General features: G+C 62.7%; 19 protein-coding genes. 14 read left to right on the forward strand and 5 right to left on the reverse strand.

Annotated elements, in window-relative coordinates; all coding sequences use genetic code 11:
* Positions 1-593: 593 nt before the first annotated feature.
* Complete coding sequence (locus BLT43_RS18360) at positions 594-1,112, reverse strand: hypothetical protein (protein ID WP_090115297.1); 519 nt, start codon at positions 1,110-1,112, stop codon at positions 594-596.
* Between the two features lie 104 nt (positions 1,113-1,216).
* Entirely contained in the window at positions 1,217-2,167 is a 951-nt protein-coding gene (locus BLT43_RS18365) for an SDR family oxidoreductase (RefSeq protein WP_090115299.1), read from the reverse strand.
* Between the two features lie 126 nt (positions 2,168-2,293).
* Between BLT43_RS18365 and BLT43_RS18370 the strand changes: the two genes are divergently transcribed.
* Positions 2,294-2,890 (forward strand): TetR/AcrR family transcriptional regulator, encoded by a 597-nt coding sequence (locus BLT43_RS18370; protein ID WP_165612670.1) that lies wholly within the window; start codon positions 2,294-2,296, stop codon positions 2,888-2,890.
* Positions 2,891-2,976: 86 nt separating this feature from the next.
* Here the strand turns inward: BLT43_RS18370 and BLT43_RS18375 are convergent, their stop codons facing one another.
* Positions 2,977-4,047, reverse strand: coding sequence for an alcohol dehydrogenase family protein (locus BLT43_RS18375; protein ID WP_090115303.1), 1,071 nt, complete (start codon positions 4,045-4,047; stop codon positions 2,977-2,979).
* Positions 4,048-4,129: 82 nt separating this feature from the next.
* Between BLT43_RS18375 and BLT43_RS18380 the strand changes: the two genes are divergently transcribed.
* Positions 4,130-4,642 (forward strand): TetR/AcrR family transcriptional regulator, encoded by a 513-nt coding sequence (locus tag BLT43_RS18380; protein ID WP_242652359.1) that lies wholly within the window; start codon positions 4,130-4,132, stop codon positions 4,640-4,642.
* A 417-nt stretch (positions 4,643-5,059) separates the two neighbouring features.
* On the forward strand, positions 5,060-5,449 hold the full coding sequence (locus BLT43_RS18385; protein WP_090115306.1) for a nuclear transport factor 2 family protein: 390 nt from the start codon (positions 5,060-5,062) through the stop codon (positions 5,447-5,449).
* 492 nt (positions 5,450-5,941) lie between these two features.
* Here the strand turns inward: BLT43_RS18385 and BLT43_RS18390 are convergent, their stop codons facing one another.
* Both BLT43_RS18390 and BLT43_RS18395 read right to left on the reverse strand, forming a co-directional pair.
* A complete protein-coding gene (locus BLT43_RS18390; protein ID WP_090115307.1) occupies positions 5,942-7,324 on the reverse strand; it encodes an MATE family efflux transporter in 1,383 nt (460 codons plus the stop codon).
* A gap of 103 nt (positions 7,325-7,427) precedes the next feature.
* Positions 7,428-8,120 (reverse strand): GntR family transcriptional regulator, encoded by a 693-nt coding sequence (locus BLT43_RS18395; RefSeq protein ID WP_090115308.1) that lies wholly within the window; start codon positions 8,118-8,120, stop codon positions 7,428-7,430.
* Between the two features lie 405 nt (positions 8,121-8,525).
* Here BLT43_RS18395 and BLT43_RS18400 point away from each other — a divergent pair, with 405 nt between their 5' ends.
* From BLT43_RS18400 to BLT43_RS18450, 11 genes are all read left to right on the forward strand, one after another.
* Positions 8,526-9,629 carry an ABC transporter ATP-binding protein gene (locus BLT43_RS18400; RefSeq protein WP_090115309.1) on the forward strand — a complete coding sequence of 368 codons (1,104 nt, stop codon included), beginning with the start codon at positions 8,526-8,528 and terminating at the stop codon, positions 9,627-9,629.
* Positions 9,626-10,630, forward strand: coding sequence for an ABC transporter permease (locus tag BLT43_RS18405; protein ID WP_090115310.1), 1,005 nt, complete (start codon positions 9,626-9,628; stop codon positions 10,628-10,630). The genes BLT43_RS18400 and BLT43_RS18405 overlap by 4 nt, the downstream gene beginning before the upstream one ends.
* Positions 10,631-10,645: 15 nt before the next feature.
* Entirely contained in the window at positions 10,646-11,527 is an 882-nt protein-coding gene (locus BLT43_RS18410) for a carbohydrate ABC transporter permease (protein ID WP_090115311.1), read from the forward strand.
* Between the two features lie 59 nt (positions 11,528-11,586).
* Positions 11,587-13,158 (forward strand): extracellular solute-binding protein, encoded by a 1,572-nt coding sequence (locus BLT43_RS18415; protein WP_242652360.1) that lies wholly within the window; start codon positions 11,587-11,589, stop codon positions 13,156-13,158.
* An 81-nt stretch (positions 13,159-13,239) separates the two neighbouring features.
* Entirely contained in the window at positions 13,240-15,561 is a 2,322-nt protein-coding gene (locus tag BLT43_RS18420) for a DUF4962 domain-containing protein (protein ID WP_090115312.1), read from the forward strand.
* On the forward strand, positions 15,558-15,941 hold the full coding sequence (locus BLT43_RS18425; RefSeq protein ID WP_341349856.1) for a cupin domain-containing protein: 384 nt from the start codon (positions 15,558-15,560) through the stop codon (positions 15,939-15,941). Before BLT43_RS18420 ends, BLT43_RS18425 begins: the two co-directional genes overlap by 4 nt.
* A gap of 103 nt (positions 15,942-16,044) precedes the next feature.
* Positions 16,045-16,932 carry an NAD(P)-dependent oxidoreductase gene (locus BLT43_RS18430; RefSeq protein WP_090115314.1) on the forward strand — a complete coding sequence of 296 codons (888 nt, stop codon included), beginning with the start codon at positions 16,045-16,047 and terminating at the stop codon, positions 16,930-16,932.
* Between the two features lie 47 nt (positions 16,933-16,979).
* A complete protein-coding gene (locus BLT43_RS18435) occupies positions 16,980-17,723 on the forward strand; it encodes an SDR family NAD(P)-dependent oxidoreductase (RefSeq protein ID WP_090115315.1) in 744 nt (247 codons plus the stop codon).
* Between the two features lie 65 nt (positions 17,724-17,788).
* Complete coding sequence (locus tag BLT43_RS18440) at positions 17,789-18,934, forward strand: Gfo/Idh/MocA family protein (protein WP_090115317.1); 1,146 nt, start codon at positions 17,789-17,791, stop codon at positions 18,932-18,934.
* Entirely contained in the window at positions 18,931-20,163 is a 1,233-nt protein-coding gene (gene manD / locus BLT43_RS18445) for a D-mannonate dehydratase ManD (protein ID WP_090115318.1), read from the forward strand. Before BLT43_RS18440 ends, manD begins: the two co-directional genes overlap by 4 nt.
* Positions 20,164-20,188: 25 nt before the next feature.
* Positions 20,189-20,728, forward strand: a complete 540-nt coding sequence (locus BLT43_RS18450) for a P-loop nucleotide/nucleoside kinase family protein (RefSeq protein WP_090115319.1) — start codon at positions 20,189-20,191, stop codon at positions 20,726-20,728.
* The last annotated feature ends 102 nt before the right edge of the window (positions 20,729-20,830 follow it).

Below are 20,830 nucleotides of genomic sequence, written 5' to 3' on the forward strand. Positions count from 1 at the left end.
GGAACAGCAGGCCGCATAGCCTCAGAAATCACCCACGGATTCTCCGTCAAACCGGAAGAAAGACGGGTCTCAGGTCAGCGGCCTGATCGATCGGATCAAGGTCGGTCCGCCCGAGACGGGCCGCGGTCCCTGCAGCGTGACCTTGGTCGGTGCCTTGGCCACGGTCCTGGCCTTCGTCTCAGAGGGATCCGCAACGCAAAACCGCCGCGCCCTTACGGGACACGACGGTTCTGGTGTCGGTACGCGTTTGTTGGTTGCGGGAGCAGGATGCCAACGATTATTGCAGGCAGAGGCTTAGAACAGGTCGCACTACTATCTCAAATGCCCAATCGCGCGGGGCATGTTCCCCATCAGCACCCTCGGGACAAGCGTTGATGATGTGGGCGCCCCCCCCCCCGACGGCATCGGTGTGCCAAGGTGGGTTTGCAACAATCCACATTGAAAGGGGGTCATGTCGGAAGTTGCTGAACAGGTACCAATGCATGTTCAGGCAATCCGCCCGGAGCTTCGAATTGAATGCTATGGACCGCGAGCTGACCCGGCCACTCTGGGCGGGAAGCAGCCATTCGCTGCATTTGCAACGAACATCCGCTTCACATCGGTGGCGGAAAGGATTTCCCGGCCAGCACGAGTTGCTCTCTATAGCTTGCCAGCCGCGCGCTGGCGTTGGTATCGATCACAAGAATGACCGCCATCATGCCGATGGTCGTGATCAGGCTTGCCCGCCAAAGGGGCGTCTCGAAGTAGAGGATCGCCAGCGCGCAGGCGGCGATAATCAGCGGGATGACCCTGAACACCACGATCCGGTATTCGTTCAGGACTTTATCGGCGCGCGCGATCTCCTCTGCGATGAAGCCGGCAGAATCGATGGCGTAGGCCGCTGGGAAGCTCGTCAACCGGGCTTGGCTGGGGACGAACAGGCCAACCCCGATGATGAGGATCAGCGTGCCTGCCACCAGCATGGGGACGACATAGGCCCTCGCCATGTCGGTCCTACCCAGTTGCCAGAACCCCAGGCTCGCCAGGAGAAAGGACAGGCCAAAAAGGATGAAGAAAGCGGCGGAGAGCATTTCGGCTCTCATCCAAACGGTTGCCGTTTTCACGATGTCCATGTTCTCGGCCCTCGCCAGATGCAGTGTCAGGGATCGAAGAGGCGGGCACGGGGGGGCATCGGCCCAGGCCCGGCCTCATAAGTCTCGGCGGGATTGAGAGGCCCTTATAGGCCCCAGCTGAACCCGGTGTCCTTCTCGGACCGCTCCCACAGCCTGACCATGACCGGCTTGTCGTGAGCGTGGGCGTTCAGCGTGCCGCGGCCGACCGGGCCGACGAACTCCCTGGCCCCGGTAGGACCGTAGAGCGCGCGCTGCTCGGTCAGTGCCTCTTCGGTGGCGCACATGACCTCCGGATAGGCGCCCTGCTCGGCGGTCTGGACCATCGGCGTCTTGGTCATCAGCCACCAGACGAAGCGCATCGTCCGGCTGCCGCTGGTCGAGATCAGCGAAGTCGCGGACGAGCCGGGGTGGCAGACATAGACCTCGACGTTGCGGCCGGCCGCCTTCACCTGGTCCTGAAGCTCATAGGCGAACATCATCTGCGCCAGCTTGCTCTGCGAATATGCGGTGTTCGCGCCGTAGCCCTCGTCCCAGTTCATGTCGTCGAAGCGGATCGTCTTCAGCCCCATGTTGTAGCCGAGGCTGGCGACGACGACGATCCGGCCCTGCGCTTCCTCGATGCGGTCGAACAGCATCCCGCACAGGGTGAAATGGCCGTAATGGTTGGTGCCGAGCTGGCTCTCGAAGCCGTTGGGGGTCAGCTTGCGGGTCGGCACCTGGGCGATTGCGGCGTTGCAGATCAGCGCATCGATGCGCGGGGTAGTCTTCAGCACCTCCTCGGCGGCCATGCGGACGGATGCCTGCTCCGCGAGGTCCATGCGGATGAAGCGCACGGGCGCGGCAGCGCCGAACTCCTGTTTCAGTTCCTTCACGGCGGCGGCGGATTTCTCGGCACTGCGGTTCAGCATCACCACCTCCGCGCCCTTGCCCAAGAGGATGCGCGCCGCCTGGAAGCCCGCGCCGGCGTTGGCGCCGGTGATGACATAGGTTTTGCCGGCGAGGTTGCCGAGGCGCTCGGGCGTCCAGCCCCTCGGTCCGAAAGTAAGGTCAGCCATGGTCTTCTCCAGTGATCGGGGCGCCGTCGGCGCTTGTGTTTGTAAACCGTGGTGTTTACATAGAAGCGCAAGGCGTAAGTGTAAACCCTGATGTTTACATCTTTCGCGACGGGAGAGGCAGGAGCGATGAAACTGACCGAAAAGAAACGAAAAGATATTCTGGAAGCGGCGATCCAGGAGTTCCGCGAGCAGGGCTTCCCGGCCGCGCGCGTGAACCGGATCGCGGAACTGGCCGAGGTGTCGAAGCGCACGCTCTACAAGCATTTCGAGAGTAAGGAGCTGCTCTTCGCCGCGATCACCGACATCCTGCTCGATGAGATCGCGGCCATGCCGAAGCTGCACTTCCGGTCCGACCTGCCGCTACGCGAGCAGCTGATCGCGGCGGTGCGGAACTACGTCGGCCATCTGACCGGCGAGCAATACATGGGCCTGAACCGGTTGGTCATGTCGGAGCTCTTGCGCGATCAGGAGCTGGCGCAGGCCTTTTTTGCCAAGGCAGCGATGCAGGACGGCCCAATCTCGGGGCTCATCGGTGAGGCGATGCAGGCAGGCGCCCTGCGCGAGGCCGAGCCCGGCTTCGCCGCAGGCCAGCTGCTGTCGATGGTGAAGCACTTCCTGGTCTGGCCGCAGTTCCTGATGGGGGCGAAGGCCGAGGTCGACCCGGATGCCGTCATCGCCGACTGCGTTGACATGTTCCTGGTTCATTACAGATCGGAGGACTAACGGCGCTCGTGATTGATGCCATGAGGCAGGGCGGCGTCATGGTCTGACGTCGCCCGGCCGTGCGGAGATTGCTTTGCGAAAAGACGTCAGCCCGCGATGGCAATCCCGATCTTGCCCATGTGAGACTTCTCGAGAAATGCCTCCTGCGCTGCGCGCAAGTCGCGCAGCTTGTAGGTCTCCGCAAGGACGGGTCGGATCTCGCCCCGCTCGATATAGCCCACCAGATCGGTGAAGACGCCCGGGTCCTGCCGGGTGCTGCCGATCAGCGTCAGGTCCTTGAGGTAGAGCGTGCGCAGGTCCAGCTCGACGATCGGTCCGGCAATGGCGCCCGAGGTCACGTAGCGGCCGCGCACCGCCAGCGCCTCGAGCAGCGCGGGCCAGCGCGGGCCGCCGACGAGGTCGAGCACGACGTCGAAGGCGGCCTCCGGCAGCGCGTCGTCGCGGCCGAGGCTGGCATCGGCCCCGAGCGCCCTGAGGTCGTCGGCCTTGGCCGGGCTGGTCACCGCCGTCACATGCGCGCCTCGCCGTTTGGCCAGCTGCACCGCTGCCGAGCCGACCCCGCCCGAGGCGCCGGTGATCAGCACTCGCTCGGCGCCGAGGCGGGCGCGCTGGATCATCCCCTCGGCTGTCGAGAAGGCGCAGGGGAAGGAGGCCAGTTCGACATCCGAGAGCGGGCTGTCGACCCGCACCGCATTCTCGGCACCGACCGTCGTGAATTCGGCGAAGCCGCCGTCACGCTCCGAGCCGAAGGTGACCAGCGCATGCTCGTCTCCGCCTGCCGGCCGGAACATCGGCCGCACCAGCACCCGCTCGCCGATGCGACCCTCGTCCACCCCCGGCCCGACCGCGACGATCTCGCCACAGCAATCGGCGCCTTGGATGCGGGGGAAGCTCAGCGCGCCGGACCAAGCGCCGTCGGCATCCGAGGCGCCGTCATAGCCGGTGGCCGCCGCGGAGTTCGTATCGCCGCGCACCGCCTTGGAATACCAGCCGGTGCGAGTGTTCACGTCAGTGTTGTTCACCGCCGAGGCTCCGACGCGGATCAGCACCTCGCCAGGCTGCGCACGCGGCACAGGCACATCCTCGCGCCATTCCAACCTGTCGAGGCCGCCATGGCCGGTCAGCACCATCGCCTTCATCGTGTCGGGGAGGGTCATGGGATCGCTCCGCTCTGTAGAATGATTGCTCTACTTGCTCAGGTAGAGGGATCACTCTACACCGTCAAGCATGACCGATACGATGCACAAGATCGCCGCCGGGCTGGAGCGGGCCTTCGCCACCCACGGCTTCGCCGAACCCAGCGTCGAAGATCTGCGCGACGCCGCGGGCGTCAGCCTGCGCACGCTCTACAAATACGCTCCGTCCCGCGCGGACATGGTGCTGGCGGCGCTGGAGCATCGCCATGGGCGCTACCTCTCCCACCTCTTCGATGAGCTGCCGGATGCACCGGAAGCCGCACTCGACGCGCTGCTCGACCGGGTCGGGACATGGATGGCGACCGAGACCTCGCATGGCTGCCTGTTCCACGGCGCCGTTGCGGCTGAGCCCGGCAACGAACGGCTGCGCGGGGTGCTGTCGCGGCACAACGCCGAGGTGGCGCGCCGCGCCGCCGACGCCACCGGCCTCGCCGGGCGCGAGACCGAGCTTCTGGTGATCATGGAGGGCCTGACACAGGCTTGGGCGCTGCATCGCGACGCCGCGGTAGAATGCGCCAAGAGGCTCGGGATGAGCTTGCGAAAGCAGGATGCTTAGAGGCTCTGCCGGTCAGCAAATGAGGGCATCGTCAGAGATGCCGGCGCCTGTGTCGTGCTGATGCAGAACTACTGGATTTGGCGCTCATTCTTTTCGTCCCTTGCTCTGGTCGCAGCAGCGATCGACCCATTGGCACCTCGAGCTGCGCATCGCGAACGACAGGATCGCCGCCGCTCCACTCGCTGCATCAGGTTTCGCGACCAGAGGCTTCCCCCGCGGAGAAACCGTCTACAGATATTTTTGACAGGCGCCGATAGGACCAATACCGAGGCCCCATGTTCCGTTGCCATCAGACTTCGAGCTATTACCGCCGTCCCTGACGGCGGCTCGATGATGCGTGACGATCAGAGATGCCGCCCCTCGGGCGGCTCTTTCGATTCAGAGGCGTCCGGGTTTGGCCCCCAAAGGAAGACCCCAATGACCCCCGAAGACCTCTGCCGCCGCTACCTCGACGCCCTGAACACGAGCGATCTGGTGGGCGTCCGCGCCCTGTTCACCCCCGACGCCGAGATCGTCTCGCCGCTCTACGGTGTCCGGCCCGCGCACGACTTCTATGCCGAGCTCTTCGCGGACACGACGCGGTCAAAGACGACGCTCCTCAACGTCTTCGACAGCTCGGCCGAACGCCAGTCCGTCGCGCTGCACTTCCACTACGTCCGGACCTTGGCCAGCGGCAAGGTCGTGGAGTTCGAATGCGTCGATGTCTTCGATCTGGCCGAGGACCGGCAGCGCTTCACCCGGATGACCATCATCTACGACACCGCACCCCTGAAGGCCGATTTCGAAGCCACCAGAAATCAGATCTGAGCTGTGCCATCGAAGCGGGCGTTCCTGTTGCGCGAGGAACGGCGGCTTTGGGCCGTTTGCGGCCCTCAGTAGGGAACAGCGGAACAGCGCATCGAGGCGAGCTGGTCCGAGCGCCCTGCCCTGTGGCCCTGAAACGCAGAAAACCTCCCGAGGGAGGCTTTTCTGGATCTCTGTCAGATTACGGTGGTTGCCGGAGCAGGATTTAGTGAGGCACATACACAAATCCACGTCGTCGTGTGATTAGCTTTCTCACGAGCCGTCCTAATGCAGATCTCCCCCACCTTTGTTACAGCCGCCGCCTGTCTCAACGCGAAGGTAATCTGTTCATTTGAAAATCGCTTCCTAGGCATCTGGGCACTCCTCCCCCGTCGGAAGTGTGCCCGAAAAAATCGCATCTAGCTTGGACCAGTTTGCCGGGTCAGGACCCAGCAGAGCAGGCAGATTAAGGTAAAAGTCATGAGCTTTGCGATCTCGCAATCGGCTTCTCAGACCTTAGTTCTGGTCGAAGACAGCCCTCTTCCACTCCCCGCGCAGGAGCCTGCGATGGAAGGCTGGGAACTTGAGAAATTCCTCCCAGAGCAGAAGCGACAGGACCCAGAATACCGAAAGATCGAGCCAGAGCACTGCGAGCGCCGTGGCCGGGACACGGAACAGCCACTGCGCCCAGACGAAGATGTGCATCACGTAGATCGTATCGCCGCTGGCCCGCAGGGTATTGCCACAGATCGCATTCGACCCTTTCGGAAAGGGAAGTAGGAGCAGGACAGGCAGGAAGCTCAGCAGGAACAAGCGAGTCTCCTGGCTGAGATCAGCATAGAGAAACCGTGCCGACAGGCAGACGCCGGCATAGATCAACGCCACTGCTCCGGCGGCCCAGAACGCTCCACGCCACGCGCTGGATAGAAAGCGGTCGAGCGTGGCCTCGGTCTGCCCCTGCCCCAGAAGCTGCGCGACGATGATGCCGGTTGCCTGCGCCCACTGCATGCCAATCGTGCCGGCCACCATGATCCACGGGGCGATCAGCGTCATCGCGGCGAATTCATTGAGCTCCAGTCGAGCGTAGATCAGCGTACAGACGTGCGTCGCGAAGGTCGCACTGATGAACGTGGCCGCGATGGGCAACGAAAAGACAAGATGGCGCAGCAAGGTGGCGGGGAATGCGTCCTGCCGCCAGCCCGGAACTCGGAAAAGATCGGAATCAAGCCGTAGCAGACGCCATCCAAGAAAGCCGACCTGTACCGCGACAGCCAGAGCGCTCCCCATCGCCGCCCCGGCGACGCCAAAGGCCGGAAAGCCGAGGTGGCCATGAATAAGAACGATGCTTGCGATGACGTTGACCGGCAGTGACAGGCAGAAGCTGTAGAGCGGCAGCGTCGTGCGCCCGCAACCGTTGAAGTGGCTCGACAGGCATTGCCCGATCGCCTCTCCAAGTATCACCAGCGAAAAAACGGCAAGGTAGTCCCGGGCGAGGCGGCCGACCTCATCCGAAGGCGACATGGACCCGATCAGCGCCTCGCCGAATACAAGAATGATCCCCAACCCCAGAAGCCCGATCACGAGGCTGACGGTCAGGCCGGAGGCCAGCGCCGATTTCACGAAAACGGGGTCGCCGCTGCCAAACGCTTGAGCAGCGCGGATCTGCATCGCGTTGGCAAAGGCCAGGATCGCGCCAAGGACGAACCCTGCGATGGCTGCTGCGAGCCCCATCGCGGCAAGCGCCGCCTCCCCCAGGGCGGAGACGAGGTAGGCGTCGATCACGACAGTTCCATGCAGGATGATCGCCTTCAGCGTCATCGGCCACGCGAAAGCGAGTACGCTTCGCCAGGTCGGGCCGGAAGCGCGAGCGCCTTGGTTCGGGATGGGTGTCACGGACATCGGGACGATGCTTTCAGGTGCGCGGGGGCGGTGGGCGACCGGGCGGTTGCCGAAAGCGCATCCGCGTCGAGCGTGAAAAAGGCCGGATCAGGCAGTCGGGACGTCAGGCTGCCGAGGGTTCGAAGTAGTGGGAGCTGTTCTTCGAAATGCTCTCGATCGTCTTGTCGAGCCGGGAGAGATGCAGCATGCCGACCTCGATGGCTCGGCCGGCGTCATGCGCCTTCACGGCCTCGGCGATCGCGCGATGGTCGGCCACCAGTTCGGGCATGCGGTCCTCCTTAGAGAGGCCCAGCATGCAGAGGCGGTCAACCTTGGCCTTTTCCGCCATGATGATGTCGAAAGCGAAGTCGATACCGGCGATCTCACATAGGGTTTTGTGGAACGCGTAGTCGAGAGCGCCGAAGCCCTCGACATCCTTCTCGACAGTCGCCCGATCCTGCTTCGCGAGGGCCTCGTCCAATTTCACCGCACCGGCGGCGTCGCAGCTGATGGCAGCGAGGCGCAATACCTCTCTTTCGACCGCCGCGCGAACGAAACGCGACTTGACGATCTCCTTCATCGAGAAACGCTTCACCTCGGTCGCGCGCTGGGGCCGGATCAGAAGCAGGTCCAGGTTTGCGAGCCGGCTGAACGCATCGCGGACCGGCTGCCTAGAGACACCAAAACGGGCCGCGATGTCGGCCTCAGAGATCTTGTCGCCTGGCCGCAGCCGCAAGCTCAGGATTTCCTCGTGCAGAAAGTCGAAAATGTCGTCCACAGTGGTCCGGCGTTCACCTAGTTGCGTTGCTTGATCCATCGCGTCTTCTCCATCTTGTCGTGTCGCCGGGGCTAGGGCCAAGGCGCAGTGCCAAACATCCGCGTCGCAAGCGGATCGTGGACGCACTGCGTCTTTGTCCTCGGCCTCGTTATCCGATCCGCCTTTCAACCCACGATCCGACCCGCTCCAAAAATGTCTCCGTGTGGGTCGTGCACCGCGCGATCTTGAGGCGGCTGACGGACAACAGGACATTCACCGATCTCAGCCTTCGTCCTGCAATCCTAATTTGCGCGTCTATTCAGCGGTCTAAGCCGGCTCGACTCCTTCTACCATACTGCAGACTAGTATTCCAGACAAATTACTAGTATACCAGTTCTGGGAGCGGTCGAATCGGCCGTTGGGGAAACAACGCCGGCGGCACGCGGCGCATCAGGGGGAGGAGCCATGGCTGGCGTACATCTCAATGGAATCGTGAAAGCATACGGTGCGTTGCAGGTGGTCCACGGGATCGACCTGGAAGTGCGGGAAAAGGAGTTCGTCGTACTGGTGGGCCCTTCGGGCTGCGGCAAATCGACGACTTTGCGCATGATCGCCGGCCTCGAAGAGATTTCAGACGGCGACCTCACGATCGACGGGCGGCTCGTAAACCGCGTCGCGCCCAAGGATCGAGACGTGGCGATGGTGTTCCAGAACTACGCGCTCTATCCGCACCTGAACGTGGCCGACAACATCGCTTTCGGCCTGCGCATCCGAAAGGAAAGCAAAGAAAAGATCGCCTCGTCCGTGGAAGAGGTCGGCGGCATTCTCGGCCTGACGCCGTACCTTGAACGCCGCCCCGCAGACTTGTCCGGCGGTCAGCGTCAGCGGGTCGCCATGGGTCGCGCAATCGTCCGCCGCCCCAAGGTGTTCCTTTTCGACGAACCGCTCTCGAACCTTGACGCCAAGCTGCGCACCCAGATGCGCGCCGAGATCAAGCGCCTGCACAAGCGGCTGGGCGCGACCTCGATCTATGTGACCCATGACCAGGTCGAGGCGATGACGCTGGCTGACCGGATCGTCGTCATGCATGACGGACGGATCGAGCAGATCGGCTCCCCGATGGAGTTGTTTCTGAACCCGGCCAACACGTTCGTGGCAGGCTTCCTCGGTTCTCCACCGATGAACATGGTCAAGGCCATAGTCGTTGCGGGCGACCAAGGCCCTGTCGCCGAGTTCGACGGCCAGCGCGTTCAGCTTCAGCATATCCCAGCGCTGACCAACGCGGTGGGGCAAGAAGTCATCCTCGGCATCCGGCCCGAGTTCGTCTCGGTCTCGAACCAGAGCGATCCGAACCTGATCAATCTCGATGTGGATCTGGTGGAGACGCTGGGATCCGAGGCGCTGATCCATGCCAGCCTGCAAGGCGATCCCTTTGTCATCCGCACCAATACCGTCGGCCAGATGAATATCCTCGACGGCATCAAAGGTTTCACCATCGAACCTCATCTCGTGAAGGTTTTCGACGCAAGAACCGGTAATGCGCTGCCCGGACAGGTGCTTGAGCAATGACCAGCGACCCCAACTTCACTGGGGCCGCCGGCCCGTCGACCGAAGAGCTGATCTTCGACGCCACAGAAGCCCAGCGCCGCCGCCGACCCAGCCGCATCGAGCGGGTCGGCGACCATCTGAAGCGGGAATGGCAGCTCTACGTCATGCTGATCCCGACGATCCTGTGGCTCGCCATCTTCCTCTACAAGCCGATGTACGGACTGCAGATCGCGTTCAAGGATTACTCGGTCTTCCGCGGAGTCGAGGGAAGTCCCTGGATCGGCTTCGAACATTTCCAGACGCTGTTCGGCAACGACCAGTTCCTCCGCGCGCTCAAGAACACGATCGTCATCAGCTTCTACGGCCTGATCTTCGGCTTTCCCATGCCGATCCTTTTGGCCCTGATGTTCAATGAGATCCTCAAGCAGACTTTCAAGAAGACGGCGCAGACCATCGTCTACCTGCCGCACTTCGTCTCGTCGGTGATCATCGCGGGCATCGTCATCACGGCCTTCAGCCCTTCGGCGGGGATCGTGAACACCATGCTCGGGTGGCTCGGGATAGAGCCCATCTACTTTCTGACCAAGCCGGAATGGTTCCGACCGATCTTTGTCGGTACCGGCATCTGGCAAGAGGCGGGTTTCCAGTCGATCGTCTATCTCGCGGCCATCGCGGGTATCTCTCCGACGCTCTACGAATCCGCAGTCGTCGACGGCGCCAGCCGCTGGCAAATGATGTGGAAGATCACGCTTCCTTCGATCCTTCCGACCATCATCATCATGCTCATTATCCGGATCGGCAACATGCTGGAGGTCTCCTTCGAGATGATCATCCTGCTCTATCAGCCGGCCACCTACGAGACCGCCGACGTCGTCAACACCTTCATCTATCGCCAGGGCATCCAGGGCGGCCAGTACGACCTCGCCGCGGCCGCAGGCCTGTTCAACGCGGTGGTGGCCTTCGTTCTGGTGATGACGGCGAACGCGATCTCAAAGCGCTACTCGCGCACGTCGCTCTGGTAAGGAGAGGGCTGGGACATGACCAACATGAATCTCTATTCACGCGGCGACAAGCTCTTCGTCATCCTGAATATGGTCCTGATCGGGCTGTTCACCCTCTCGACGCTGTACCCGTTCATCTACATCGCATCGCTGTCGATGAGCACCGGCTTCGAAGCGCGCTCCGGCAATGTGATCCTGACACCCGTCGGGTTCACGCTTGAGGCCTACAAGCAGGTGCTGAGCGAGCCGCTGTTCTGGTCGTCGTACAAGAACACCTTCATCTACACGATCGGCGGCACCCTGATGAGCCTCGCGTTCATCATCCCCGGCGCCTACGCCCTGTCGAAGCCCCAGCTCTACGGGCGGCGGTTCTGGAACCTCGTGGTCGCCTTCACCATGTGGTTCAACGCCGGCTTGATACCGTTCTTTCTGAACATGCGCGACCTCGGCCTGCTGGACAGCTACTTCGGCATCATCATCGGCTTCGCGGTCAACGGCTTCAACATCATCCTGCTGCGCAACTTCTTCGAGGGCATCCCGAAAAGTTTCGAAGAGGCGGCCCGGATGGATGGCGCCAACGAGTTCCAGGTGCTGTGGAAGGTCTACGTGCCCCTCTCGAAGCCTGCGATTGCCACGGTTGCCCTGTTCTGCATCGTGTCGCGCTGGAATGGCTTCTTCTGGGCCATGGTGCTCTTGCAGGATGAAGAGAAGATCCCACTGCAGGTTTACCTGCGCAAGGTCATCGTGGAGCTTTCCGACGACGAGGAATTTGCCACGACCCTCCTGACCGCGGCTTACTCGGTCGAGACCGTGACCGCTGCGATCATCGTCTGCTCGATCATCCCGATCCTGCTCATCTACCCCTTCCTCCAGAAGTACTTCAGCAAGGGCATCCTGCTGGGTGGAGTGAAGGAATGAGCAGCGCTGTACCAACCGATCAACTGCAAGTTCAGTCAATTCGCAAAAGGGAGGAATCCATGCGAACCTCGAAATTGGCAGCTGCTGCAATCCTCGGAACCACGGCACTGACGACCCCGGTCTTCGCACAGGGCATCGAACTGCCGATCGTCGACGAGCCGCTGGAACTGAGCATCCACATGCATTGGGCGCGGGCACAGGGCTATGGCCCCGGCGGCGACACCTCCAAGATCTACCCGGTTGAGGAAGTGGCGCGGGAAAAGACCAACATTCACCTTGTCGACCAGACCTCGGGCCGCAACACGACCGAGCAGAGCGAGGCGATGAACCTGCTTCTTGCGGCCGGCAACCTGCCCGACATCGTCGGCGGCGCAAACATCCGTCAGCCGGTGAACGAATACGGCCCCCAAGGTGCTTTCGTTCCACTGAACGACCTCGTCGACGAGCACGCGCCGAACATCAAGGCGTGGTTCGACGAGCACCCGGAAATCTGGGACGCAATCTCTGCCTATGACGGCAATGTCTATTACATCCCCTACCTGCCCGACGGCAAATATGCCCGCGCCTGGTATGTCCGTCAGGACTGGCTGGACAAACTGGGTCTGGAGCGTCCCGAAAACGTCGACGAACTCTACGACGTGCTTGTGGCCTTCCGCGACCAGGATCCGAACGGAAATGGCCAGAAGGACGAGATCCCCTTTTTCGTCCGCGACTGGGAAGAAGTCCTGCGGCTGCTGAACCTGTGGGACGCGCGCTCGACCGGGGCGGATGTCTACCACCAGTTCTATCTCAAGGATGGCGAGGTCGTGCACCCCTACGCACAGGAAGCCTATCGTGACGGACTGGCCAACATCGCGCAGTGGTACGAAGAGGGACTGATCGACGCGGAGGTCTTCACCCGCGGCTCTTCGGCTCGCGACTACCTGCTGGGCGAGGATCTGGGCGGCATGACGCACGACTGGTTTGCCTCAACCTCGGGCTACAACGTGGCACTGGCCGACAAGATCGACGGCTTCAACTTCGTGCCTTTCCTGCCGCCGAAATCGGTCAGCGGTCAGCGGATCGAAGAAAATCGCCGCATCCCGATGAAGCCCGATGGCTGGGCGATCAGCTATACCAACGAGCATCCGGTTGAGACCATCAAGTACTTCGACTTCTGGTTCTCGGAAGAGGGTGCGCTGCTGGCCAACTTCGGCGTCGAGGGCAAGACCTGGGATCTGGTCGACGGCGAGCCGGTCTACAAGACGGAGGTGCTGGAGTCGGGCGAGCCGGTCAACAGCCAGATGTATCTCGAGGGGGCGCAGGTCTATCGCGGTTACCCGCAGGACTACCGCTACGAGTGGCAGTGGACCCGTGATGCCGCGCGTGAGGGCATCGAACTCTACGACTCCGAGGACCTTCTGGTCGAACAGTTCCTGGGCGTGGCCTTCGACGAGGAGGAGCAGGCGGTTTTCGACAAGTACTACCCGTCGATCCAGACCTACATGTTGGAGCGTCAGCAGGCGTGGATCCTTGGCACCGGCGACGTCAAGGAAGACTGGGACGACTACATGTCAGCGCTCAACAAGATGGGCTACGAGGACGTCCTCGAGGTCATGAACTCGGCCTACCAGCGCCAGTACGCGAACTGAGTCCGCCCCTTTCATTACAGCATGTGTGCGGCCGGGTTTCGGCCGCACCTTCCCCCCTTACCCAAGTGAAAGATCTGACCGATGCGCGGCGCCGCTGTTCTTCCCAAGCTCGACGAACCCAAGACCGGACGACTGACAATTCAGTATTCGCCCGACGCTGACAGCGAGACGGTTGAGAACCCGCCGCGGTTCACATGGCTTCCGGTGATCGAGGATGAGGCCGAATACGTACTGCGGATCTCGTCCGACCCCGAGTTCAAGGCCAAGGACACGCAGGTCTTTGCCAACATCCCCTTCAACTTCTTCACTCCGGACACGGCGCTGGCGCCCGGAACGTATCACTGGACTTACGCGGTCTGCGACGCGGCCGGGAAACCCGCGTCGAGCTGGAGCAGCACTCGCAGCTTCACGATCACCGAAGAACTACCGCACTCGCCCCTGCCCTCTCGCGCGGCGCGGTTCAGGGAGTCCTCCCCCAGCCATCCGCGGCTTTGGCTGACGCAGACCCGGCTGGCGGAATTCAGAGACGCGGTGAGGGCCGACCAGAGCCATTGTACATGGTCCACCTTCTACGAGAAATCCGTTCTGCCCTGGATGGACCGCGAGGTCATGAAAGAGCCTACCGGCTACCCGGGTCACCAGCGCACCGCGCCGGTCTGGCGGCAGACCTACATCGACCTCCAAGAGCTCATGTATGCCATCCGGCACCTCGCCATCGGCGGTCAGGTCACGCAGGACAAGGCGATGCTGGACCGGGCCAAGGCGTGGCTGCTGGAGGCGGCCAGCTGGGACCCGATGGGCGTCACCTCGCGCGCCTATACAGACGAATGGGCCTACCGGGTTACGAATGCGCTCGCCTGGGGTTACGACTGGCTTCACGACCAGTTGGACGAGGACGAGCGTGAGCGGGTGCGCGATGCCCTCCTCGCGCGCACCCGCGACATCGCGGAACACGCGATCCTCAACGCCAAGATCCACCTCTTTCCCTATGACAGCCACGCGGTGCGATCGGTCTCTCTGACCTTGATCCCGGCCTGCATCGCGCTGCTCGGCGAGGACGAGGGTGACGAGGCCCGCGACTGGCTGAACTACTGCATCGAGTTCTTGGCCACGGTCTATTCGCCCTGGGGCGACAGCGATGGCGGCTGGGCCGAGGGCACCAATTACTGGATGATGGGCATGGCCTATCTGATCGAGGCAGCGAACCGGCTGAGATCCTACACCGGCATCGACCTGTACAAGCGGCCCTTCTTCCGCAATACCGGCGACTTCCCGCTTTTCTGCAAGGCTCCAAATACCCGCCGCGCCACCTTTGGCGACGACAGCACGCAGGGCGATCTGCCATGCATCAAGACCGGCATCAATTTGCGCCAGTATGCGGGCATCACCGGCAACGGCGCGTTCCAGTGGTACCACGAGGAGCTGATGCGCCTGAATCCGGGCACGGAAGGCGCATTCTACAACTGGGGCTGGTGGGACACCAATTTTGACGAGCTGACCTACCTGACCGATTTCCCGCTGGTCGAGGCCTCGGACCCACCTTCGGGCATGCGCCACTTCAGAGGCATCGGATGGGTCGGCATTCAGCACGAAATGGCCAACCCCGATAAGCACGTCCAGTTCGTCTTCAAATCCTCTCGCTTCGGGTCGATCAGCCACAGTCATGGCGACCAGAACGCTTTCTGCCTTGCCGCCTACGGCGAGGACCTCGCGATCCAGTCTGGGCACTACGTTGCCTTCAACTCGACCATGCACCGGCTCTGGCGGCGCCAGACCCGGTCGAAAAACGCGATCCTCATCAACGGCAAGGGCCAGTACGCCGACAAGGACAAGGCCAAGGCGATGGCCGCGACGGGCCGAATTCTCGCCGCCGAAGAGCGCGACGACCACTTTTACATCAAGGGCGACGCGACCGCGGCCTACCAGAGCCTCTCGCCCGAGGTGACGCTGGTCGAGCGCGAGATCTATTTCGTCCGCAACAGTTACTTCGTGATCGTCGATAGTGTCGATGCCGAAAGCCCGGTGACGATCGACTGGCTTCTGCATGCCAACCAGCCCTACGACCTGGGCAAGACCTCGTTCCGCAACTCAGGCGAACGGGCGGGTTTTTACGGGCAGGTCGTCTGGTCCGAGGCAGGCAATCCCGAGATCACACAGGAGACCGGTTTTCTGGACGTGGACCCTGCGGAATACGAAGGTCTTCCGGTCTCGACCTGCCTGCACGCGCACTACCCCGCAGCCACGCGGCACCGCATCGCCACGCTGCTGGTCCCCTACCGGCTGGCCGAGCCGACGCGGATTTTCCACTTCCTCGACGACCAGGGCTACGACGCCGACCTCTACTTCACCGACCCGGACGAGAACACGTTCCGAGTGGTGATGAAGAAGCTGGCCAAGACATGACCCAGTCGCCGCAATTCCAAAGCAACGCGCAGACCGGAGCCAGACGCATGACCGTAAAGAATTACTTCCCCGCAGGCGAAAACGCCTCGTTTGACGCCGGCGGCGGGCTGACCAGGAAGGTGGCGGCCTTCAACGACAATCTGATGTGTGTCGAGGTGCACTTCGAGACGGGCACCACGGCACCACTGCACCACCATCCGCACGAGCAGATCACCTACGTCATCTCGGGCCGGTTCGAATTCACCGTGGGTGAGAGGACCTACGAAGTCGGCCCCGGAGACTCGCTCTACAAGCAGCCGGACATCGTGCACGGGGCGACCTGCTTGGAGGCCGGCACCCTCCTGGATCTCTTCACGCCCCACCGTGAGGACTTTCTTTGAACCCCACGAACCCCACGAACCCCACGAACCCCACGAACCCCACGAACCCCACGAACCCCACGAACCCCACGAACCCCACGAACGAAATTAAGGAGCAATGGAAATGACCAGACCCGTCATTGGCTTCATCGGCCTCGGCCTCATGGGCGGCAACATGGTGGAGAACCTTCAGAAGAAGGGGTTCGACCTTGTCGTGATGGACCTCGACAAGGAGGCCGTCCGCACTGTTCTCGGCCGGGGCAACGCGCGCGAGGCAACAACGCCAATGGAGCTGGCCGAAGCGAGCGACATCGTAATGCTGTGTCTCACCACCTCCGAGGTCGTCGAGAAGGTGGTCTACGGCGACAACGGCATTCTGGCAGGGATCAAACCGGGCGCGGTACTGATCGACTTCGGCACCTCGATCCCGGCCTCGACCCGTCGGATCGGCGCCGACTTGGCCGCCAAGGGTGCGGGCATGATCGACGCACCGTTGGGACGCACACCGGCCCATGCCAAGGATGGTCTGCTCAACATCATGGCCGCCGGCGACCGCGAGACCTTCGACAAGGTCAAGCCGGTGCTCGAGCAGCAGGGCGAGAACGTCTTCTACCTCGGCGCGCTCGGAGCCGGCCACGTGACCAAGCTGATCAACAACTTCATGGGCATGACCACCGTCTGCGCCATGAGCCAGGCCTTCGCCGTGGCCGATCGCGCCGGTGTCGACCGCCGCCAGCTCTTCGACATCATGTCCACCGGCCCGTCGAATTCACCCTTCATGGGGTTCTGCAAGAACTATGCCGTGGATGGAGTGAGCGACCTCGGATTCTCGATCAGCAACGCCAACAAGGATCTCGGCTATTTTCTGAAGATGGCCGAGGACCTCGGCACGAGGGCCGAGATTGCCGAGGGCACCTCGCACAATCTGCAAGCTGCAGTGGATGCAGGTCTGGGCGACGGAAACGTGCCAGAGATCTTCGACTACTTCCTCACGCTCGAGCGCGAAGCCTGACCGACCGTCCGCCCGTTTCCCATACCCAATCAGAAAAGGCCGAAGAAATGAAACTCAAGGGCAAGACCGCGATTGTCACCGGCGGGGGGCGAGACATCGGGCGTGCGTGCGCAGTGAAACTCGCCGCAGAGGGCGCCAATGTGGCGATCAACTACTTTGCTTCCAGCGCCGGAGCCGAGGCCACTATCGCCGAGATCGAGGCCCAGGGCGGCAAGGCCATCGCCGTGCAGGGCGACCTCAACAAACCCGAAGATGTCGAGACGTTGTTTGGGCACACGGCCGAGGTCTTCGGGGACGTCGACGTGCTGGTGAACAACGCGGGCGGCTTGATCGCGCGTAAGACCATCGCCGAGATGCCGGTCGAGCACTGGAGGGCGGTCATGGACCTCAACCTCACCAGCACCTTCCTGATGATCAAGGCATGCCTGGCGCACATGACGCGCGGCTCGATTGTCAACATTGCCAGCCAGGCCGGTCGCGATGGCGGCGGTCCGGGCGCCGTGGCCTATGCCACGTCGAAGGGGGCGGTAATGACAATGACGCGTGGCCTTGCCAAGGAATTGGGCCCCGCGATCCGCGTCAACGCGCTCTGCCCGGGAATGATCGACACCGATTTCCACAACCTCCACACCGCAGATGCCGCGCGCCGCGGCTTCGAGGCTGCGGCCCCGGCAAGACGTCAGGGCCTGCCCGAGGATATTGCGAACCTCGTGCTTTTCCTGGCCAGCGACGACTCGGCCTTCATCACCGGGGCCAATGTCGACATCAACGGCGGCGTGCTCTTCAGCTGAGCCTCCGCCAGCCGCATCCCCGTCCCTCGCTATCGCCGGGCCCCATGCCCTAACAGGAGACCCACATGTTGAAAGTCCTCATTGCCGGAACCGGCTTCGCCGGCCAGGGCCACGCCGACGCGTTCCGCGCTGCTGGGGCCGAGGTGGTGGGCATGGTCGGGCGCACGCCCGGAGTTGTCCGCGACGTGGCTGCGAAGAAGGGCATCGCTTATTCCGGGACCGATTGGCAGCAGGCGCTCAAGGTCTGTCGCCCGGACATCGTGTCGATCGCGACGCCGGGCGGCGCGCACAATGACCCCGTCCGACAGGCCATCGAAGCCGGTTGCCACGTCTTCGTCGACAAGCCGATGACCGAAAGCGGCGAAACGGCGGTCGCCCTACGCGACATCGCTCAGGCGAAAGGCGTCAAGACCGCCTATGCCGCCAGCTTCCGCTATACCCCTTCGGTCCTGCATGCCCGGCGGCTGGTCGCTCAGGGCGCCATCGGTGCGCCGACCGAAGTGGAGTGCATCTCGCATTTCAATCTTGAGCGCGGCATCCCCTTCGGCTGGTCGCACCGGGCGGAACAGGGCGGCGGACGGCTCAACAACAACTTCACGCACACGCTGTCCATCGTGTCATCCGTGATCGGCGATCGCATCCTCCGGGTCGCTGGAGAGGTGCGCGATGATCTCGGTCGTGCGCCCATCGTCGAGGGCGTGCATGATTTCACCAAACGGCGCGACTTCATCCCCAAGGATCTGGGCGACCCCGCGTTGGAATGGGGCGAGAGCAACGTCGAATGGTCCTATACGGTGCTCGCGCAGTTCCAGAGCCCATTTGGGGACCAGCCCGTCTCGGCTCTGTTCCGGCATGGCGCCCTGATACCCCGGTTCCACGACGACCACATCGTCTTCTATGGCACATCGGGCGCGATCTACCTCAAGGGCCACTACGGCAGCGGGCCGCTTTACTTGTGGGACGGGGCCTGGCGGGAACATCCGTTGCCGCAGGATATCGCCGAGGAAATGCCGGCCGTCGCAGGCGAGACCGAGCAGTGCTGGCATTATTTGGTGAGGGAGTTTCTGCGCGATATCCGCGGCGAGGCGGTTGAGGCCTATCCAACCTTCCATGAAGGCAGCCAGTACCAGCAGATCATCGACTTGGTTCGGCGGAACTGCAGCTGGACGGAGTTGGACGGATCGAATGAACGCCGGGAGAAAAGACCGTGAAGATCACCGGCGCCAAGGTGTTCGTCGGCGGACCCGGCAAGAACTACGTCACGCTCAAGATCCTGACCGACCAGGGCGTCTACGGGCTGGGCGACGCCACGCTGAACAACCGCGAGACGCTGCCCGCCGCCTACCTGCGTGACTACATCATCCCGAACCTGATCGGCATGGACCCGCGCAACAGCGAGGATATCTGGCAGTTCCTCTATCGCGGCGCCTACTTCCGACGCGGCCCCGTCGCGATGGCCGCGTTCGGGGCCGTCGACATGGCGCTTTGGGACATCAAGGGCAAGCTGGCCGGGCTACCGGTCTACCAGCTTCTAGGCGGCAAGAGCCGCGAAGGTGCGATGGTCTATGCCCACGCCACCGGATCGGATCTGGCGGACCTGATGGACTCGATCGCCCACTATGTGGCGCAGGGCTACAAGGCTGTGCGGGTGCAGTGCGGGATCCCTGGCATGCCGTCGGCCAGCTACGCGGTGCCCGAGCGCAAGGGCGAGGGCGAGGGCAAGAACTACATCACCGACTACGCCGGTATCCGGCCCAAGATCGAGACTTGGGATACCGGGCGCTACATGCGCTACATGCCGGGCGCGCTGATGGAGATCCGCGACCACTTCGGCCCCGACCTGCACATCCTGCACGACGTACATCACAGGCTGCTGCCCCGCGAGGCGGCGGAATTCGCCAAGGCCGTCGAGCCGGTTGGCCTCTACTGGCTCGAGGATCCGACCCCGGCCGAAGATCAGGAAGCACTGCGTCTCATTCGCCAGCATTCCACCACGCCCATCGCCATCGGTGAAGTGTTCAACTCGATCTGGGAGTGCAACAAGCTGATCGAGAACGAGTTGATCGACTTCATCCGCGTCGCCGTGACCTATGCCGGCGGCATCACTCATGCCCGGCGCATCGTCGACCTGGCCGCGCTGCACCATGTGCGCACCGGATTTCACGGCGCGCCAAGCCACTCGCCGATCAGCATGGCGGCGCAGGCGCACCTGAATGCCTGGGCGCCGAACTTCGGCATTCAAGAATACCTCGTGCTCGGCACGCCCCAATGCGACGCTCTGTTTCCCTCGGAACACCGTCTAGCGAGTGGGATGATGCATGTGAGCGACGCGCCGGGCCTTGGCGTGGACTTCGTCGAGCGTGAGGCTGCGCGCTACGACTACACGCCGGGAAGCCACCCGGTCGTCAGACTGGAGGACGGCACGCTGTGGAACTACTGAGTCCGACGCCCCGGAAAGAGCCGCCATGAAACTGATTCTACTTCACGGCGCGCCGGCAACCGGAAAAAGCACCGTCGCGCAGTCGCTCTCCGAACTCACGGGCGTGAGGGCTATCGACAACCACTTGGCGATCGACCTCGCCCGGGCTGTCTTCGGGACCTCATCACCGGAATTTTGGGACCTCGTGCATCATGTGCGGCTCGTGGCGTTGCAGGCTGCCGTGGCGACGAAAATGGACGCTTTGATCATGACGGCTGCCTACAGTCACCCCGTCGACCTCCCGCTGTACAAGGATTATGAGCGTGCGGTGGTCGCGAACGGCGGACACATGGCGCTTGTCTACTTGTCCTGTTCGAAGGCAACCCTGCTCGAGCGGGTCCAGGAGGAAGATCGCAGACGGAGAGGAAAGATCTCCTCCGCCGAGGCCCTCGCCGCTCATCTCGAGCGTAACGCATTCGCCGCCCTGCCGCGTGACGCGTGCCTGCACCTCTCGACCGAAGACACGTCCCCTGCCGACAATGCTGTCGCAATCGCCCGGCATTTCGACCTCAGTGTCGGGCCGTGAAGTCATGAGGGTTCCGCCCGACCTCGACCACCGTCCGATGATCGGATTGACGGGTGCGAGTGATGCAGACGAACGGAGCTGTCCCGGCGAAAGGAATCGAAC

The sequence above is a fragment of the Limimaricola pyoseonensis genome, assembly GCF_900102015.1.
In the GTDB taxonomy this organism is placed as follows: domain Bacteria; phylum Pseudomonadota; class Alphaproteobacteria; order Rhodobacterales; family Rhodobacteraceae; genus Limimaricola; species Limimaricola pyoseonensis.

Bases quoted from the DNA above. Each gene is read 5' to 3' on its own strand.
- BLT43_RS18390 (WP_090115307.1), bottom strand. From the start codon at position 7,324: ATGTCCGTGACACCCATCCCGAACCAAGGCGCTCGCGCTTCCGGCCCG.
- BLT43_RS18420 (WP_090115312.1), top strand. From the start codon at position 13,240: ATGCGCGGCGCCGCTGTTCTTCCCAAGCTCGACGAACCCAAGACCGGA.
- BLT43_RS18425 (WP_341349856.1), top strand. From the start codon at position 15,558: ATGACCCAGTCGCCGCAATTCCAAAGCAACGCGCAGACCGGAGCCAGA.
- BLT43_RS18395 (WP_090115308.1), bottom strand. From the start codon at position 8,120: ATGGATCAAGCAACGCAACTAGGTGAACGCCGGACCACTGTGGACGAC.
- BLT43_RS18370 (WP_165612670.1), top strand. From the start codon at position 2,294: ATGAAACTGACCGAAAAGAAACGAAAAGATATTCTGGAAGCGGCGATC.
- BLT43_RS18405 (WP_090115310.1), top strand. From the start codon at position 9,626: ATGACCAGCGACCCCAACTTCACTGGGGCCGCCGGCCCGTCGACCGAA.
- BLT43_RS18440 (WP_090115317.1), top strand. From the start codon at position 17,789: ATGTTGAAAGTCCTCATTGCCGGAACCGGCTTCGCCGGCCAGGGCCAC.
- BLT43_RS18435 (WP_090115315.1), top strand. From the start codon at position 16,980: ATGAAACTCAAGGGCAAGACCGCGATTGTCACCGGCGGGGGGCGAGAC.
- BLT43_RS18410 (WP_090115311.1), top strand. From the start codon at position 10,646: ATGACCAACATGAATCTCTATTCACGCGGCGACAAGCTCTTCGTCATC.
- BLT43_RS18450 (WP_090115319.1), top strand. From the start codon at position 20,189: ATGAAACTGATTCTACTTCACGGCGCGCCGGCAACCGGAAAAAGCACC.
- BLT43_RS18365 (WP_090115299.1), bottom strand. From the start codon at position 2,167: ATGGCTGACCTTACTTTCGGACCGAGGGGCTGGACGCCCGAGCGCCTC.
- BLT43_RS18400 (WP_090115309.1), top strand. From the start codon at position 8,526: ATGGCTGGCGTACATCTCAATGGAATCGTGAAAGCATACGGTGCGTTG.
- BLT43_RS18380 (WP_242652359.1), top strand. From the start codon at position 4,130: ATGCACAAGATCGCCGCCGGGCTGGAGCGGGCCTTCGCCACCCACGGC.
- BLT43_RS18385 (WP_090115306.1), top strand. From the start codon at position 5,060: ATGACCCCCGAAGACCTCTGCCGCCGCTACCTCGACGCCCTGAACACG.
- BLT43_RS18375 (WP_090115303.1), bottom strand. From the start codon at position 4,047: ATGACCCTCCCCGACACGATGAAGGCGATGGTGCTGACCGGCCATGGC.
- BLT43_RS18430 (WP_090115314.1), top strand. From the start codon at position 16,045: ATGACCAGACCCGTCATTGGCTTCATCGGCCTCGGCCTCATGGGCGGC.
- BLT43_RS18415 (WP_242652360.1), top strand. From the start codon at position 11,587: ATGCGAACCTCGAAATTGGCAGCTGCTGCAATCCTCGGAACCACGGCA.
- BLT43_RS18360 (WP_090115297.1), bottom strand. From the start codon at position 1,112: ATGGACATCGTGAAAACGGCAACCGTTTGGATGAGAGCCGAAATGCTC.